General features: G+C 72.3%; 16 protein-coding genes. 9 read left to right on the plus strand and 7 right to left on the minus strand.

The window, feature by feature from the left end:
* Positions 1-93 precede the first annotated feature (93 nt).
* From budA to OG552_RS00535, 6 genes are all read right to left on the minus strand, one after another.
* Entirely contained in the window at positions 94-903 is an 810-nt protein-coding gene (gene budA / locus OG552_RS00510) for an acetolactate decarboxylase (protein WP_329128584.1), read from the minus strand.
* A gap of 81 nt (positions 904-984) precedes the next feature.
* Positions 985-2634 carry an alpha-keto acid decarboxylase family protein gene (locus OG552_RS00515; RefSeq protein WP_329128586.1) on the minus strand — a complete coding sequence of 550 codons (1650 nt, stop codon included), beginning with the start codon at positions 2632-2634 and terminating at the stop codon, positions 985-987.
* A gap of 516 nt (positions 2635-3150) precedes the next feature.
* Positions 3151-4962, minus strand: coding sequence for a thiamine pyrophosphate-requiring protein (locus OG552_RS00520; RefSeq protein WP_329140476.1), 1812 nt, complete (start codon positions 4960-4962; stop codon positions 3151-3153).
* 90 nt (positions 4963-5052) lie between these two features.
* On the minus strand, positions 5053-5505 hold the full coding sequence (locus tag OG552_RS00525; RefSeq protein ID WP_329128589.1) for a hypothetical protein: 453 nt from the start codon (positions 5503-5505) through the stop codon (positions 5053-5055).
* An 86-nt stretch (positions 5506-5591) separates the two neighbouring features.
* Positions 5592-5915, minus strand: a complete 324-nt coding sequence (locus OG552_RS00530; RefSeq protein ID WP_329128591.1) for a plasmid stabilization protein — start codon at positions 5913-5915, stop codon at positions 5592-5594.
* A gap of 472 nt (positions 5916-6387) precedes the next feature.
* Positions 6388-7803 carry a hypothetical protein gene (locus OG552_RS00535; RefSeq protein WP_329128592.1) on the minus strand — a complete coding sequence of 472 codons (1416 nt, stop codon included), beginning with the start codon at positions 7801-7803 and terminating at the stop codon, positions 6388-6390.
* Between the two features lie 116 nt (positions 7804-7919).
* Here OG552_RS00535 and OG552_RS00540 point away from each other — a divergent pair, with 116 nt between their 5' ends.
* From OG552_RS00540 to OG552_RS00565, 6 genes are all read left to right on the plus strand, one after another.
* Positions 7920-9233: a molybdopterin-dependent oxidoreductase gene (locus OG552_RS00540; RefSeq protein ID WP_329128593.1), complete on the plus strand. Its 1314-nt coding sequence runs from the start codon at positions 7920-7922 to the stop codon at positions 9231-9233.
* Positions 9230-9715 carry a hypothetical protein gene (locus OG552_RS00545; RefSeq protein WP_329128594.1) on the plus strand — a complete coding sequence of 162 codons (486 nt, stop codon included), beginning with the start codon at positions 9230-9232 and terminating at the stop codon, positions 9713-9715. The genes OG552_RS00540 and OG552_RS00545 overlap by 4 nt, the downstream gene beginning before the upstream one ends.
* Positions 9716-9784: 69 nt before the next feature.
* Positions 9785-10837 (plus strand): NAD-dependent epimerase/dehydratase family protein, encoded by a 1053-nt coding sequence (locus OG552_RS00550; RefSeq protein ID WP_329128596.1) that lies wholly within the window; start codon positions 9785-9787, stop codon positions 10835-10837.
* 58 nt (positions 10838-10895) lie between these two features.
* The gene (locus OG552_RS00555; RefSeq protein ID WP_329128598.1) at positions 10896-11591 is read left to right on the plus strand and encodes a glycosyltransferase family 2 protein; all 696 of its coding nucleotides are present in this window, start codon (positions 10896-10898) and stop codon (positions 11589-11591) included.
* The gene (locus OG552_RS00560; protein ID WP_329128600.1) at positions 11588-12220 is read left to right on the plus strand and encodes a TIGR04282 family arsenosugar biosynthesis glycosyltransferase; all 633 of its coding nucleotides are present in this window, start codon (positions 11588-11590) and stop codon (positions 12218-12220) included. The genes OG552_RS00555 and OG552_RS00560 overlap by 4 nt, the downstream gene beginning before the upstream one ends.
* Positions 12217-12915 carry a class I SAM-dependent methyltransferase gene (locus OG552_RS00565; protein ID WP_329128601.1) on the plus strand — a complete coding sequence of 233 codons (699 nt, stop codon included), beginning with the start codon at positions 12217-12219 and terminating at the stop codon, positions 12913-12915. The genes OG552_RS00560 and OG552_RS00565 overlap by 4 nt, the downstream gene beginning before the upstream one ends.
* A 10-nt stretch (positions 12916-12925) precedes the next feature.
* Here the strand turns inward: OG552_RS00565 and OG552_RS00570 are convergent, their stop codons facing one another.
* Positions 12926-13756 (minus strand): maleylpyruvate isomerase N-terminal domain-containing protein, encoded by an 831-nt coding sequence (locus OG552_RS00570; protein WP_329128603.1) that lies wholly within the window; start codon positions 13754-13756, stop codon positions 12926-12928.
* Positions 13757-14098: 342 nt separating this feature from the next.
* On the opposite strand from OG552_RS00570, the gene OG552_RS00575 reads away from it, so the two are divergent.
* The 3 genes from OG552_RS00575 (at position 14099) to OG552_RS00585 (ending at position 15866) form a co-directional block, all read left to right on the plus strand.
* Entirely contained in the window at positions 14099-14845 is a 747-nt protein-coding gene (locus tag OG552_RS00575; protein WP_329128604.1) for an SDR family NAD(P)-dependent oxidoreductase, read from the plus strand.
* 281 nt (positions 14846-15126) lie between these two features.
* Positions 15127-15258, plus strand: coding sequence for a hypothetical protein (locus OG552_RS00580; protein WP_329128606.1), 132 nt, complete (start codon positions 15127-15129; stop codon positions 15256-15258).
* 5 nt (positions 15259-15263) lie between these two features.
* Positions 15264-15866 carry an HD domain-containing protein gene (locus OG552_RS00585; RefSeq protein WP_329128607.1) on the plus strand — a complete coding sequence of 201 codons (603 nt, stop codon included), beginning with the start codon at positions 15264-15266 and terminating at the stop codon, positions 15864-15866.
* Positions 15867-15898 lie beyond the last annotated feature (32 nt).

Consider the following 15898-nt stretch of genomic DNA (forward strand, 5'->3'; position numbering starts at 1 on the left):
ACGGGTGGACGGGCGCGCAGGGCGTGGGCGCCATGCGGAAGCCGCGGTGGTGTCGTGTCCTTTGTGTTCTGCCGGCGGTGCACCGGGGCCGGTTCAGCCGCCTTCCGCCTGCTTGATCTGGCCCTCCAGGTTGGCGGGGGTCAGGTCGGAGTTGAGGAACTGCTCCGTGGTGGGCAGGCTCAGTTGCAGCTCGGACCGCTCGGTGAGTTCGATCGTCCCGTGCTGCAGCGTGAAGTCCAGGCAGTGGCCGCCGCGGCTGTGCGAGTCGTCGATGAAGTGCAGGTGGTAGCCGGCCACCGAGATGCCCTGCTCGTAGTCCGGTGTGCGGTAGCCGCCCAGGGTGCCGTCCAGGTCCGAGAACACCGTTTCCGCCTGGCCCGCGGCCGCTTCGGTCAGCGGCGGGTACGGCTGCTTCTGCTCCTTGACGGTGCGGGTGCGGACGTCGCTGAAGTGGCCGGTGACCTTGACGGCGTACATCAGGTTGGTGCTGCGGGCCGTCCGGTCGATGAGCGCGGTCACCTCGCCGCGCGTCATCGGGGAGGACACCTCCCGCGTGGTCCCGGCACTGAAGTGGGTCATCGCCGCGAACGGCGACAGGTCGCTGTCGGAGGCGATCTCCACGGAACCGTCGGCGCGCAGGTGGTAGCACACGCCGTCCAGGACGAGCATCTCGCCGTCCAGGTGGTTGAAGGTGCCCAGCCCGAAGTCGCCGTGCCGCAGCAGCTCTCCAACCGTCACGTCTCCGTCGTACACGCCGTCGATCAGGGCTCCCATGGTGGAGCTCTGGTACACCTCCCGGGCCCGTTCGGCGTCGTGCCGGCTGCTGCGGCCGCCGTTCCAGTGCGCCAGCGCGGTCCGTGCGAATCGGCGGAACCGCTCCGACGGGTGTTCCTCGTCAGGCATCGTGATCTCCGTTGGCGTGGCGGGTGGGGGCGTGTCCAGGCTCCGTGCCCGCGGACCGGGCGGGCCCCGCAGGCACCCCTGTCAGGTGGAGTAGAGGGTGGCGACGTTCTCGTGGAGCTGGGTGACCAAGGGGGGCACCTCGTAGGTGGCGGTGACGACCTCGATGTAGCAGCCGGTGCCGGCGCTCGCCGCGGCGTCCATGGCCTGGTCGAGTTCGGCCAGGGTGGTCACGCGTGCGGTGAACCAGTCCTTGCAGCCCAGGGCCTCGGGGAGCTTCGGGTACTGCCAGCGGGCGAGGTCGTTGTACGAGATGTCGGGGTTCGCGCACAGCATGCGCTCGATGAGGTAGCCGTTGTTGTTGAGGACGAACACCATCGGGTGCTGTCCGTTACGTCCGAACTGGCTGATCTCCTGCGCTGTGAGCTGGTGGGATCCCTCGCCGGTGATCAGCACCACGCGCTGGTCGTCCCGGGCGGCCATGGCGGCGCCGACAGCGGCCGGGGTGGCCCAGCCGATCGAGCCCCACAGCGTCTGGTTCTGGAAGGTGGCACCCTTCGGCAGCCGGTAGAACGCCATGCCCATGGATGCCGTCCCGGTCTCGGCGACCACGATGTCGTTGGGCTTGAGGAACCTCTCCCACCGCGGGTAGAGGGTCTCGGCGGTGATGGGGTCGTCGCCGTGGCCGCCGGCCGTGGCGAGCCGGGTGGCTTCCGCGGCCGGGCGGGGCCACTGCTTGCGGGGCAGCTTGTCCGCGAGAGCGCTGAAGAGGTCCTTCATCTCCACGCTCTGGTAGGTCATGCCGTCGACGCTCACATGGTGGTGCCGGATGTCGATCGTGCGGCCCGGGTCGAGGTGCGCGGTGAACGCCCCGGTGTTGAAGTCGTTCATCAGGGTGCCGGCCAGGATGACGACGTCGCCGTCCTCGACGAAGCGGCGTACCCCCTCGTTGAGGAGCTTGCCGTCGTACATGCCCACGAACGAGGGCTGGCCCTCCTCCAGGACCCCCTTGTCCGAGAACATCGTCGCGAACGGCAGCCCGGTGGCGTCCAGGAGCCGCTGGAGATCGTCGCCGAGTTCCGCGCGGGAGACGAGGATGCCGGGCAGCACACACGCACTCCCGGCCTTCCCGAGCATGTCGCTGATCGCCTGCACGGCGGCATCCACCTGCGCGGGGTCGCTGGCCGGGGCGGGGATCGGCTGGGCCGTACCGACCACCGGCATCGTCGCCAGGTCGGACGGGAAGGCCATATAGACCGGGCGGCGGTGGTAGAGAGCAGCCGCGATCAGGCGCTCGGTCTCGGCCGCGGTGTTCTGCGGGGTCATGATCGCGCCGGCGCACACCACGGACTCCGACATCTTCTGGAACAGGTTGAACTCGCCGTTGCCCAGGGTGTGGTGGACGATCGAGTGGTGCGCCTGGACCGGCATCGCCGGCATCCCGACCAGGTGGAACACCGGCAGGTGCTCGGTGTAGGCGCCCGCGATGCCGTTGATCGCGCTCAGCTCCCCGACACCGTAGGTGCTGCACACCGCGCCGACGCCGTGCACACGGGCGTAGCCGTCCGCGCTGTAGGCGGCGTTGAGCTCATTGCAGCTGCCGACCCACGCCACATCCGGATGGTTGGCGATACCGTCATCGATGGGGAACGCGAAGTCGCCGGGGACACCGAAGACGTGCTTCACGCCGATGTCCCGCAGCCGGTTCAGCACGTGTTCGATCACTGTTGTCACGAGGGCTCCTTTTGCCGTGGCTGCCGCCGCTCCCGCGGGGCAGGGCCGTGCCCGGGACAAGAAAGAGGGCACTGCCTGAATGAGGGACCTACGAGCACGGCTCGCGCGGGTAACGGTGGCGCTCTCGGACGGGGCAGCCCAGCGCACTGTACCCGACACAAGGGATATATCCGTTCTTCATGCCGCATAGTGTCGGGAATCAGTCTTGCTCACCCCACGGAGAGCGCAACCCGAGCGGCGCTTTCAGGTCCCGGAGGCGGCCCGTCAACTGCCCGCAGCACCCCGGCCGGAATCGTGCCGCCGGGCTTCGCGCCGCCGCGGCTGAACCGTCAGTGCCCGCTGCGCCGGTACCGCCCGGCGGCCCGCTCGCGCAGCGCCGGCGCCCGGGCGGGCGGGGTTGCGCACCGCCCGCCCGGGTATCGGCTCGTCGGCCGCGGGTGCGTCCGGGGCCGGGAGCCCGGGGACGGCCCGGGCGGGATGCTCGCGGACGGCCGGGGCGGCTCACGGCTCGGGGTCTCAGTCCTCGGCGCCCGGGCGGTCGTCGCGGTGCCGGCGGCCGGGGAGCATCTCCTGGACCTTGGCCTTGACGCCCTGCCGGATCATGCCGGCCCGGTCGCTGTCCCCGTGGAGCACCGCGGAGGCGGCTGCCTCGATCTGGTCGAGGGAGGCGTGGGGCGGGATCGGCGGTACGGCGGGGTCGGTACGGAAGTCGACGACGAAGGGGCGGTCGGCGGCCAGTGCCTGATGCCAGGCGTCCAGCACCTCGCCGGGCTTCTCGACCCGGACCCCGGCCAGTCCGATGGAGCGGGCGAAGTCCGCGTACGGGACGTCCGGCAGGGCCTGCGAGGGAAGGAACTGCGGGGCGCCCCCCATCGCGCGCATCTCCCAGGTGACCTGGTTGAGGTCCTGGTTGTTCAGGACCGCCACGATCAGCCGCGGGTCCTGCCAGTCCCGCCAGTACTTGGCGGCGGTGATCAGCTCGGCCATGCCGTTCATCTGCATGGCACCGTCACCGACCAGGGCGATCGCGGGCCGGCCGGGGTGGGCGAACTTCGCGCCGATGACGTAGGGCACACCCGGGCCCATGGTGGCGAGTGTCCCGGACAGGGAGCCGCGCATGTTCCCGCGCATCCGCAGGTGACGGGCGTACCAGTTGGCCGAGGACCCGGCGTCCGCGGCGAGGATGACGTCATCGGGCAGCAGGTCGTCGAGGGCGTGCACGACGTACTCGGGGTTGATCGGGTCCGCGTCGACCGCGGCACGCCGCTGCATGACCTCCCACCACCGCGCGGTGTCCTGCTCGATCTTCTTCCGCCACGCGCCGTGCTTCTTCTGCTCCAGTCGCGGCAGCAGCGCCCGGAGGGTCGCGGCCGCGTCGCCGACGAGGTTGACCTCGAAGGGGTAGCGCAGGCCGATCATGAAGGGGTCGATGTCGATCTGCACCGCCCGGGCCTGGTCGAGGCCGGGCAGGAACTGGGTGTACGGGAAACTGGACCCGATCACCAGCAGCGTGTCGCAGCCCTGCATCAGCTCGTACGAGGGACGGGTGCCGAGCAGCCCGATGGAGCCGGTGACGTACGGCAGTTCGTCGGACAGGACGTCCTTGCCGAGCAGCGCCTTGGCCACTCCCGCACCGAGGAGGCCGGCGATCTGCTCCACCTCGGCGCGGGCGCCGCGCGCGCCCTGGCCGACGAGGATCGCCACCTTCTCCCCCGCGTTGAGGATCTCGGCGGCCCGCCGCAGGTCCGGCGCGGAGGGCACCGGCTCCGACCGCGACATGCCGAGGCTGGAGGGGACCATCTTGAAGGCGTGGGTGGGCGGGGAGTAGTCGAGTTCCTGCACATCGGCGGGGATGATCACGGCCGTGACGGTGCGTTTGGCGTAGGCGGTGCGCATCGCCCGGTCGATGACGTTCGGCAGCTGCTCGGGGACGGTCACCATCTCGCAGAAGTCGGACGCCACGTCCTTGTACAGGCTCAGCAGGTCGACCTCCTGCTGGTAACTGCCGCCCATGGCACTGCGGTTGGTCTGGCCGACGATGGCGACCACGGGCACGTGGTCGAGCTTGGCGTCGTACAGGCCGTTGAGCAGGTGGATGGCGCCGGGACCCGACGTGGCCGCGCAGACCCCGGCCTTGCCGGAGAACTTGGCGTAGCCGACCGCTTCGAAGGCGGCCATCTCCTCGTGCCGGGCCTGGACGAACATGGGTTTGTTGTCGGCTCGGCCCCAGGCGGCGAGCAGGCCGTTGATGCCGTCGCCGGCGTAGGCGAAGACATGGTCGACGTCCCATTCGCGCAGGCGCTGGAGTACGTGGTCGGACACCTTCATCGACACGGTGGTTCTTCCTCTCATGTGCGGACGGTTCGCGGCGTGCGGCGCTGCGGCGTGCGTTGCGGCGCTGCGGCGTGCGGCGGCGGCTCAGCGCCGGAGCCGGCGCACCAGGGCTGTCACCGCCGCGGCGACGGCCCCCGCCGCGGTGACAGCGGCGACGCCGGTCGCCAGGCGCGCCGCCCCCTGCCGGGAGGTGCGGGCCGGGCTTCGGCCTTCTCCGGGAGGCCGGCCGGCGTCGAACGCGGTGACCACGTGCTGATGGCAGTGCGTCTGCACGGTGGCCGCCCGGGTCGGCGCGGGCGGCTGCCGGCCTTCCGGGGCATGCCGCAGCAGCAGTTCGGAGAAGGTGAGGAACTGCCCGGACAACCGCTTGATGTCCTCGTCGTCCGGCGAGCGGCCCGGACCGCGGAGGAGGTCGTGCGCCTGCCGTTCGACGTCTTCCTGGTCGTCCCCGCCGAACCGCACGAACAGCCGGCTGTCGCCGCCCGGGAACGAGTCGGACGACTCGACGTGGGCGCCGCCCTGCGCGGTCATGGTCATGCGCGCGCCTCTCCCGGGCACCCGGACACCGCGGCTCGCCGGCCGGCCCGGACTGCCGGACGGCGCACCGTTTCCGGGGCGCTTCGTCAGCGGCCGAGCGCCTTGGTCAGCTCTGCCTTCGTCATGGTCGAGCGGCCCTTGATGTTGCGCTGCCGGGCCTCGTTGTACAGCTGCTCCTTGGTCGGGCCGCCGGGTCCCGAGTGGGAACGCTGCCCGCCGCGCTTTGAGGAGGACATGTCCTTCGTCGACGAGCGGCTCGCGGTACGCGACTCGCCCGAACGGGCGCGCTCCTTGTTCACCGTCCGCGCGGCGATCTCCTTCGCGCGCTTGGACGACGCACCGCGGTCCTCGGCGCTGTCCTTGATGTGCTCGTACTGGCGTTCCCGCTTCGCGCTGGATCCTCGGGGCATGGTGTCCGCCCTTCCTGACGGGTCTTTCCTGACGGGTCTCTACGGTCCGTTCCGTACGGTCCGCAGGACCTTCTGTACGGTCCCGCCGGCCTCCGTGCCCCATGGGGCCCGTACGACCGACGGTGTCCGCCTGCCCGCCGGATCAGTGCCTACTCGCGTCCGTCCGGTCGCCGCCGGGGCTCGCCTGGCCGGGTTTCCGGTCTCGCCGGGCCGGTCAACCGAGAGTCTGTGGCGGCCGGACCGTGCTTCCTGGGGACTTCCCGGGACTTCCTGGGGCAACGGAAAGGCAGCGCCGCTGCGTATCGTGGGTCAACGCCGCCGACCGGTCCCACCCGGGGTCACCGCAGACCCGGCCGGCCCGTCACCCGGTTCTCGCCTGGGCGGGCGCGGGAACGATCGCCGGCGCCGTAGCGGCCGGCACCCACCGGCTGAAGCACCGCTGAGTCCCGCGTCCACCGCCCCTCCGGGGGTCTCACCATCCGGTCAGCAGCAGGTGGTTGAGCAGCAGAGCGGCCAGTACCTGGGCGCCGAGCCAGGAGCGGTGGTCCCGCCGGGGGAGGAAGGCAGCGGCGGCCGGCAGCCAGAGCGTGAACGGCAGCCAGATCCGTTCGGTCTCCGCCTTGCTCATCCCGGACAGGTCCGCCGCGAGGATCGCCAGCAGGAAACCGCACGGCAGCAGCACCGCTGCCGCCGCCCGCGGTTCGCGCCGCCCCCACCAGTCCCGGGCGGCCCCGGGCATGGCGGCGAGCACCCGGCGCAGGCCGGCCATCGACGCCAGGCCGGCCGCTGCCGTGACGGTGGCGAGGTCGCCGAAGAACCAGTAGCTGTACGGGCGGATGCCGCCGTATCCCTGGTAGTACCGGGTCCGCAGGAGGCCGTACGCCTCCCACCAGTCGAATCCCGCCGCGGTGAAGGCCGCGGCGACGGCGGCGGCCCCGAGGACGGCGTACGGCACGGGCCGCACCGTCCTGGCGCACACCAGGACCACGGCCGCGGGGATCACGAGCAGCGCCAGTCCGTACGACAAGTAGACCGCGGCGCCCAGCAGCAGTCCGCTGCCGAGCCCGGCCAACCCGGTCGTGAAGCGGGACGTGCGGGTGGCCGCGACGGCGAGCAGGGCGAGCGACCAGGCGGCGACCGCGGCGAAGTAGCCGTCGGCCGAGACACCCACCCACACCGCGCCGGGGGCGAGCACGAGGAAGGGAGCGGCGCTCCGGGCGCGTTCCTCACCGGTGAGAATGCGCAGTGTCAGCAGGACGGCCATGACCAGCGACGTGCCCGCCGTCATCACGAAGGCCGCGGCGAAGGCGCCCCCGCCGAGACCGATCCGGTCCAGGCCGACGAAGGTGAGCACGGCGCCTGCGGGGTGGCCTGCGATGTGGGTGGTCCAGTGCTGCGGGGAGTTGATCAGGATGTGCCCGGTGAAGCCGTGCAGCGCCGGACCGAGGTGGTCGAACCGCCGCAGCTGCGTCAGGTATTCACCGTCCACGGTCAGCCGGCCGGCGATGCCGCGCTGCCAGCCGTCGATCAGTGCCAGCGACCACGTCCAGGCCATCGCCGCCGCCCACGCCGCCGCGAGAAGTGTCCCCCACCTCAGACGTGACGCCAGGGCCGGTCCGTACCCGGCCAGCAGCACCCCCACGCTCACCGCGAGCGGTGTCCCGACCCCGGCATGCGGGCGCCACCACGCTTCGAGCGGCGGGAACGGGGAGCGCAGAGCGAAGCCGTCCCGCTGGATGTACGCGCCGATAGCGACCATGACCAGGAAGAAGGCAAGCGCCGCGCCACCCGCGACGAGGTCCCGTCGTCCGGCGGCCGGAGCAGCCGGAGCACGGCCGGGAGGGGTGGGCTGTCCCGCGTGGTGGAGGGACGAAGGCGAAAGGCTCACCTGCCGCACCCTAGGCACGCGCGGGCCGCGGACAGCCACGCTCCGGCCGGACGTCAGACTTTCGTCATGAGTTGATCCGCCGGCGGTGCGCCCGGCCGCCCCTAGGGTCGGCTGGCATGAAAGTCCCTCCGCGCCCCCTCCGCGGCCCCTTCCGCAGTCCCTTCCGCAGCCCCCTGCGCGGACCGTGGCTGACGTCGGTGTTCGGCCTGGTGCTGCTCATCGGCATTCCGGTCGTGTTCGTCACCGGCCTGCTGTCGTACGCCGCGTACAACCCGGATCTGTCGCACGTCAACGACAAGACCCCGGACAAAGGTCTCCTCGGCTTCTACCTCTTCTCCTGGCCGACGCACCCGTACTGGCTCTACCGCCTCAGTCAGGGCCTCCACGTCACCCTCGGGATCGTGCTGGTGCCGGTGCTGCTGGCCAAGCTCTGGTCGGTGGTGCCCAAGCTGTTCGTGCTGCCGCCGGTGAGATCGGTGGCCCACGCCCTGGACCGGCTCTCGTTGCTGCTGCTGGTCGGCGGCGGGCTGTTCGAGTTCACCACCGGCATCCTCAACGCGCAGCTCGACTACATCTTCCCCGGCTCGTTCTACCCGCTGCACTTCTACGGCGCCTGGGTGTTCGTCGGCGCGGTCATCGCCCATGTGGCGCTGCGACTGCCCAGAGCGGTACGGGCGCTGCGCAGCCGGGACTTCCGCGCCGAACTGCGCACCCCGACCTCGCGCACCCGCCCGGAACCGGCCGACGACAGCGGGCTGGTGCCGTCGCATCCGGCCGACCCGACGATGTCGCGGCGCGGGGCCCTGGGCATGGTGGGCCTCGGTTCCCTCGTGCTTCTCGTGGTCACCGCGGGCCAGAGCATCGGCGGACCGCTACGGCAGACCGCCCTGCTCGCACCGCACGGCCGCGATCCCGGCAGCGGGCCCAACGGCTTCCCGGTCAACAAGACCGCGGCGGCCTCGCACATCAGGGCTCAGGACACCGGCGACAACTGGCAGCTGACCGTGCGGGGCAACGGTCTCACCGTGCGGCTGACGCTCGGGCAACTCCGGCAACTCGCCCAGCGGACCTCGGCGCTGCCCATCGCCTGCGTCGAAGGCTGGTCGACGGAGAACCAGCACTGGGAAGGGATACGGCTGCGCGACCTGGCAGCCCTCGTAGGACACCACACCGATGTGCCGGGGGTGTTCGTCGAGTCGCTGCAGCTCGCCGGCTCGTTCCGCGCCGTGGCGCTGCGCGCCAACCAGGTCCGGGACGGCCGCTCCCTGCTCGCACTGCGGGTCAACGGCGCACCGCTCTCCCCCGACCACGGATACCCGGCGCGCATCGTCGTGCCCGGCGCGCCGGGCGTGATGAACACCAAGTGGGTGCGTCAACTCACCTTCGGGGCAACGGACTTCGAGGCAACGGACTTCGGGGAGAAGGCATGAAACGGCTGTTCCGCACCGTGTACGGCGGGACGCCCCCGCACCTGGTCACGCTGCTGGCCTCCTTCGCCCTGTGCGGCTACGCCCTGGCCCGGCTGCTGACGGGCGACTGGTGGGGCATCGTCCAATGGGTCGTCGGCGCCGCCGTCATCCACGACCTCGTGCTGGTCCCGTTGTACGGGGGGACCGACTGGCTGCTGCACAAGACGGTACGCGCCGGACGTCCGCGGTCCGCGGTCAGGATCGCGGTCGTGAACCACATCAGGGTGCCGGCCTTCCTGTCGCTGCTCCTGCTCCTGGTGTACTGGCCGCTGATCTCGCAGGACTCGGGTCCGACGTACCACTACGCGACCGGCCTGACACCTGGGGTTTTCCGGCAGCGGTGGCTGCTGATCAGCGCCGCGCTCTTCGCCCTGTCGGCCGCACTGCTCGCCCTGCGCGTCTGGAGACGCCCGCGGACCCCGGCAGCGGAAAGCGGTGGGTAAATCCTTACGAACCCATGGCGAAGGCTTGGCGAACGCCCATCTGTGTCCACCCGCTCCTAAGGTCGCCCCATGCGTGTACTCGTCACCGGTGGCGCGGGCTTCATCGGCTCGCACGTCGTCACCGCCCTCGCCGCCCGCGGCCACGAACCGGTCGTCGTCGACGCCCTGCTGCCGACCGCCCACACCGCTCCCCCGGCGCAGCCGCCGCCCGGAACCGCCGCGTTCTTCCACGAGGACATCAGGAACGCGGCGGCCGTCTCCCGGGCGCTGCGCGGCGTCGACGCGGTGTGCCACCAAGCCGCCATGGTCGGCCTCGGCAAGGACATCGCCGACACCCCGGCGTACGTCAGCTGCAACGACCTCGGCACGGCCGAACTCCTCGCCGCCATGGCCCGGCTGGACATCCCGTACCTCGTCCTCGCCGGGTCCATGGTCATCTACGGCGAGGGCCGGTACGACTGCCCACGGCACGGCAGGGTCGCCCCCGGCCCCCGCGCGGCCGGCGATCTCGGTGCCGGGCGCTTCGAGCCGGCCTGCCCGCTGTGCGGCGCCGAGCTGGCGCCGGGCCTGGTCGACGAGGACGCGCCGGCCGATCCGCGCAATGTCTACGCGGCGACCAAGCTCGCCCAGGAACACCTGGCCTCCTCGTGGGCCCGGGCCACCGGCGGCCGGGCCGTGGCGCTGCGCTATCACAACGTGTACGGGCCCGGCATGCCGCGGGACACCCCGTACGCCGGGGTCGCGTCCTTCTTCCGGTCCGCGCTCGCCCGCGGCGACGCCCCGCAGGTCTTCGAGGACGGCGGCCAGCGCCGCGACTTCGTCCACGTCAGCGACGTGGCGGCAGCCAACGTCGTAGCCCTGGAAACGCTCGCCACTCGCCCGGCGGGCACCCTGCGCGCCTACAACGTGGGCAGCGGGAACCCGCACACCGTCGGGGAGATGGCCACCGCGCTCTCCGCCGCGAGCGGTGGCCCGGCCCCGGAGATCACCGGCGAGTTCCGCCTCGGCGACGTGCGGCACATCACCGCCTCGTCCGAAAGGCTGCGCACCGAACTCGGCTGGCGCCCCGGCGTGGGCTTCGCCGAGGGCGTCACGGAGTTCGCCCGTGCTCCCCAGCGCTGACCGCCCGCGTGCCCCGAGCTGTCCGCTCCCCCGCCCTTCCCGACCCCCTGGAACGACCGTGACCCCCACCGCAGTTGATGTCGTCCTCCCCTGCCTCGACGAAGCCGGTGCCCTGCCCTGGGTACTCGGACGGATCCCCGCCGGATGGCGGGCCGTCGTCGTGGACAACGGCTCGACCGACGGGTCCGCCCGGATCGCGGCGGACCTCGGGGCGACCGTCGTCCCGGAGCCACGGCGCGGCTTCGGCGCCGCGTGCCACGCCGGCCTGCTCGCCGCCGACGCCGAGTTCGTCTGCTTCTGCGACTGCGACGGGTCCCTTGACCCCGGACTGCTCCCCGGCTTCGTCGCCCAGCTCGTGTCGGGTGACGCCGACCTGGTGCTCGGGCGCCGCCGCCCGGTGGCTCCCGGCGCTTTTCCGCCGCATGCCCGGGCCGGCAATGTCGCGCTCGCCCGGATGCTGCGGCGCCGGACGGGCCTGCGGCTGCGCGACCTCGGACCGCTGCGGGCGGCCCGGCGAGAGGCCTTGCTGGGGCTCGGAATGACGGACCGCCGAAGCGGTTATCCGCTGGAGACGGTGGTCCTGGCCGCCGACGCGGGCTGGCGGATCGCCGAGCGGGACGTGGTCTACCACCCGCGTACCGGCCGGTCCAAGGTCACCGGCACCTGGCGCGGGACCTGGCACGCGGTACGGGACATGCGAGCCGTGCTGGCCGCTCCCCCGCGCCCGGCCGGTGACCTGGTGGACGCACGATGACGACACTTCTGGTGATCGCCAAGGAACCCCGGCCCGGCCGGGTCAAAACACGGCTCACCCCTCCGTACACCCCGGTGCAGGCGGCCGCCCTCGCCGAAGCCGCCCTCGCCGACACCCTGGCCACCGTGGCGGCGAGCTCCGCGCGGCGGCGGATCCTGGTCCTGGACGGTGCCCCCGGCGACTGGCTGCCGGCAGGGATCGAGGTCGTTCCCCAGGCGGCCGGCGGCCTCGACGAACGGATCGCGGCAGCTTTCTCCCTGTGCCGGGGGCCGGCGCTGCTCATCGGCATGGACACCCCGCAGGTCACCCCTGAGCTGTTGGGTCCCGCACTGGAACCGGGCCCGGGGGACGGCGCGGACGCCTGGTTCGGGCCCGCCACGGACGGCGGGTTCTGGGCCCTCGGACTGACCCGGCCGGATCCCGGGCTGGTCCTCGGGGTGCCGATGTCGACGCCGCACACCGGTACGGCACAGCGCGACCGCCTCATCGCCGCGGGCCTGAGCGTGCGGGACCTGCCCGAGCTGCGGGACGTGGACACCGCACGTGACGCACGGCTCGTCGCCGCTGACGCCCCGGCCGGCCGCTTCGCCGCGCTGGTCACGGGCCTGGCCTCGGCGGGGGTGCGGTGACCGTCTCGCTCACCGTCCCCGAGACCCGCGCGTGGTCCACCGCGGACCCGTACGCCACCGCGCTCCGGGCCGGGCACGGTCCCCTCTTCCTGCACCGGGCCGACGGCTGGCTGCTTCCCCTCGACGTCGAACGCTGGTGCGCGGGACCCGATGACGCCGACCGCACCGTGCTGGCCGCATGCCGCGGTGCCACTCTCGACATCGGCTGCGGACCCGGGCGGATGGTCACCGCCCTCGCCGAGGGGAGCCGCCCCGCTCTCGGCATCGACGTCAGCACCGAGGCGGTCCGCCGCACCCGCGCCGCCGGCGGCGCCGCGCTGCTGCGATCGGTCTTCGAGCCGCTGCCCCAAGAGGGCCACTGGCGCACCGCACTGCTCATCGACGGCAACATCGGCATCGGCGGTGACCCCGGTGCCCTGCTCAGCCGGGTACGGCAACTCGTCCATTCCCACGGCACCCTGATCGTCGAAGCGGCCCCCGTCGGCCTTGCGGACGACCTCGACGAACGCACCCCCGTCCGGCTGCACGACGGCACCGGCGCCCACGGCGCCGCCTTCCCCTGGACCCGGGTCGGCCCCACCGCCCTCATCCGCCACGCCACCGCCGCCGGCTGGGCGCCCGCGACAGCGTGGAGCCGCGACGACCGCCGCTTCGTCGCCCTGCGCCCCCACGGCGACGGCCGGGGCCTGAGGTGACGACCGGCGGTCAGTAGCCGGGGAACAGTGCCCGCAGGTCGTCGAGGGTGATCGAGCCGGTGGCGGTCACGGGGTCCTGCGGCCGGTTGCGTCCGTAGAAGAGGCGGAGCACTGATTCGGCCGGGCCGGTGAGGGTGCCTTCGGGCCGGACGGCCTCGCGGGCACGGACATGGAGCTCGCGGTCCAGGTCGAGCAGCAGCGTACGGGAGGGACCGGTCAGTTCGAGGGAAAGCCGGCGGGGTCGGAGCCGGGCCAGGGTCCCGGCGTCCCGGAAGCGGGTGGCCACCAGGTCCAAGCGCTCCCACAGCAACGCTGTCTCCCGCGGGGGGATCGTGGCCGCGGGGTCCAGAGCCACTTCGACGTCCCAGCTGTGGACGGACTGTTCGGAGAGCCGGTAACCCGCGTAGGCCGTAACGCTGATCCAGCCGGCGAAGGAGGGCACGTGCAGTGTCCGCCGCCGGTCGGCGTCCAGAGCGTCCAGCAGGTCCAGGTGGCGCGCGTCGGCCTCCTGCCAGGCGGCTCGCTGCGCCGGTGCGTCCAGCGCGTCCCAGTGCTGCCACAGCGGCAGCATGTCCTCGCGGGTGGGAGCGGTGCGGTCCCCGGCCAGGCCGCGTTCCAGCACGGTGGTCCCGATCTGCGCGGCACTGCCGAGATGGGAAAGGACCTGGGCGATGCTCCACTCACCGGTGAACGAGGGGCGGCGCAGTTCCTCGTCGGACAGGGCGTCGGTCGCCGACCGCAGCCGCTTCGAGGCGGTGTGCAGGGCATCCAGCCACGGTTCCAGGCCGACGGTGGTGGAGGCGATGGCGGTGGAGGCGATGGCGGACTGCTGTTCGGTCATGGGAGGTCCTGTCGGTCACGGTACGGGTGAGGACCAGTCAACTGCCGGCCGGCTCCGAGAGGGCACCGGCGGCCAGAGCGTCTGGCTGCACCCGCGATAACGCGCGCCTATGCCGGGTGGGCCTCCCCGTCCTGCGGGTGCGGCGGGTCCGGCGCACGGAACAGTGCGGCCTTCGGGGTCGCCGCCTGCCCGGCTGTGGGCCCGAGGCTGTGCCTATGGGGGCCATAAGCCGCACAAGGTGGCATCCCGGAAGGCCGGGCGGCCGGTGTGCCTTGAACACCACGTCGGGTGATCCGGAAACCGGCCGGACCGTCACCACGTGAGAGAAACGGACCATTGCCCATGTCAACGGAACTGTCGGGAAGCACCGCCCTGGTGACGGGAGCGACCAGCGGGATCGGGCGGGCCACCGCCTTCTCCCTGGCCGCTCTGGGAGCCGACGTCGTGCTGTCCGGGCGCAACGAGGAGCGCGGGCGTCAGGCCGTCAAGGAGATCCGGGCCGCCGGAGGGAGCGCCCTGTTCATCGCCAGTGACCTGGGCGACGAGGCGTCCGCCCGCGGCTTGGCCCGCCAGGCCACCGAGCAGGCGGGACCGGTGGACATCCTGGTCAACAACGCGGGCATCTTCCCCTTCGGCCCCACCGACCGGACGACCGGCGAAGACTTCGACGAAGTGTTCGCGGTGAACGTCAAAGCCCCGTACTTCCTCGTCGCGGAGCTGGCGCCGGCCATGGCGGCCCGGGGCCGTGGCGCGATCGTGAATGTGACCACCATGGTCGCCGGCCTCGGGATGGACGGCATGAGCCTGTACGGGGCGAGCAAGGCGGCCCTGGTTCTGCTGACCAAGTCCTGGGCGGCGGAGTACGGCCCCCGCGGCGTACGGGTCAACGCCGTCAGTCCGGGCCCCACCCGCACCGAGGGCACCGCCGTCATGGGTGACGCCCTCGACAACCTGGCCGCGGCCGGGCCCGCCCAGCGCACCGGAACCCCCGAGGAGATCGCCGCCGCCATCACGTACCTGGCCACCGACCGCGCCAGCTTCGTCCACGGCGCCGTCCTGGCCGCCGACGGAGGCCGCACCGCCGTCTGACCCGCCCCGCACACCACGGGCCGGCTGCGGTACGCCTGCGGCCGGCCCGAGTGGGCCACGGCGGCGGCCTCAGTGGGCCCGGTGCGGGAGGCTCCCCGAGCCGGGCTGCCCGGTCCTGCCGGCGACGCGAAAGTGGCTCATCCTCTTGCCCCGGAAGTGGCCCACCCGCAGGGAGCGGCCGGAGCATACGGTCGAGAGCACGACGCATCACGTGCCCTGTCGACCCCAGCGGGGCATCCGTATGCGTGACCACCGCTGCTTCGCTCTTCAGAGGAACTCCTGTGCAAGCCATCACCGTACGCGTGCGTGCCGCCGGCTCCGACGGGCGGCGCAAGGCGGAGCCGGCAGTCGAGGCCAGTAGGACGATCATCCGCATCGTGCCGGACAGCCCGACGGAAGCAGGCACCCAGTGACCCGTATGTCGCTCGACGCTCTCCCCGTGCCCGGCGGTACGGCCTCGGCCGCCGCCCTGGACGTGGCGACCGCCTACCTGTCTCCCGCGCTGCTCAACCATTCGCTGCGGGCCTACGTGTGGGCGGCGGCCCGCGGCACGGCGGACGGCATCCCCTTCGACGCGGAACTCCTCTACACGGCCGCGCTGTTCCACGACATCGGGCTGGTGCCGGTGTTCGACAGCCATACCGTCGCCTTCGAGGAGGCAGGCGGTCACGTCGCCCAGGTCTTCGCAGCCGGCGCCGGATGGGCGGCAGAGCGCCGTGAGCGCTTGTCGGAGGTGATCGTCCGCCATATGTGGCCGCGGGTGGAGGTGTCCGCGGACCCCGAGGGGCACCTGCTGGCCCGCGCCACCGCGACCGAGGTCATCGGCAAGGGAGCGGACGACTACCCTGCGGGCTTCCGGGCCGAGGTGCTGGAACGCTACCCCCGGCTGGACCTCGCCGGGCAGTTCCTGGCGTGCTTCCGGTCCCAGGCCACCCGCAAGCCCGGCAGTTCCGCGGCCGGCGCGGTGCGATCGGGACTCGCCGGCAGAATGGCCGCCAACCCCCTTGATGCCCCCGCCTGAGGGTTGTCCCGGGAGGCCCGTCCCGACAACGA

The sequence above is a fragment of the Streptomyces sp. NBC_01476 genome (assembly GCF_036227265.1).
Lineage (GTDB): Bacteria > Actinomycetota > Actinomycetes > Streptomycetales > Streptomycetaceae > Actinacidiphila.

What these genes read in the sequence shown, in the direction of transcription:
- budA (WP_329128584.1), bottom strand. Translation starts at nt 903, where the DNA reads ATGCCTGACGAGGAACACCCGTCGGAGCGGTTCCGCCGATTCGCACGG.
- OG552_RS00520 (WP_329140476.1), bottom strand. Translation starts at nt 4,962, where the DNA reads ATGAAGGTGTCCGACCACGTACTCCAGCGCCTGCGCGAATGGGACGTC.
- OG552_RS00525 (WP_329128589.1), bottom strand. Translation starts at nt 5,505, where the DNA reads ATGACCATGACCGCGCAGGGCGGCGCCCACGTCGAGTCGTCCGACTCG.
- OG552_RS00530 (WP_329128591.1), bottom strand. Translation starts at nt 5,915, where the DNA reads ATGCCCCGAGGATCCAGCGCGAAGCGGGAACGCCAGTACGAGCACATC.
- OG552_RS00540 (WP_329128593.1), top strand. Translation starts at nt 7,920, where the DNA reads ATGAAAGTCCCTCCGCGCCCCCTCCGCGGCCCCTTCCGCAGTCCCTTC.
- OG552_RS00545 (WP_329128594.1), top strand. Translation starts at nt 9,230, where the DNA reads ATGAAACGGCTGTTCCGCACCGTGTACGGCGGGACGCCCCCGCACCTG.
- OG552_RS00550 (WP_329128596.1), top strand. Translation starts at nt 9,785, where the DNA reads ATGCGTGTACTCGTCACCGGTGGCGCGGGCTTCATCGGCTCGCACGTC.
- OG552_RS00560 (WP_329128600.1), top strand. Translation starts at nt 11,588, where the DNA reads ATGACGACACTTCTGGTGATCGCCAAGGAACCCCGGCCCGGCCGGGTC.
- OG552_RS00570 (WP_329128603.1), bottom strand. Translation starts at nt 13,756, where the DNA reads ATGACCGAACAGCAGTCCGCCATCGCCTCCACCGCCATCGCCTCCACC.
- OG552_RS00575 (WP_329128604.1), top strand. Translation starts at nt 14,099, where the DNA reads ATGTCAACGGAACTGTCGGGAAGCACCGCCCTGGTGACGGGAGCGACC.
- OG552_RS00585 (WP_329128607.1), top strand. Translation starts at nt 15,264, where the DNA reads ATGTCGCTCGACGCTCTCCCCGTGCCCGGCGGTACGGCCTCGGCCGCC.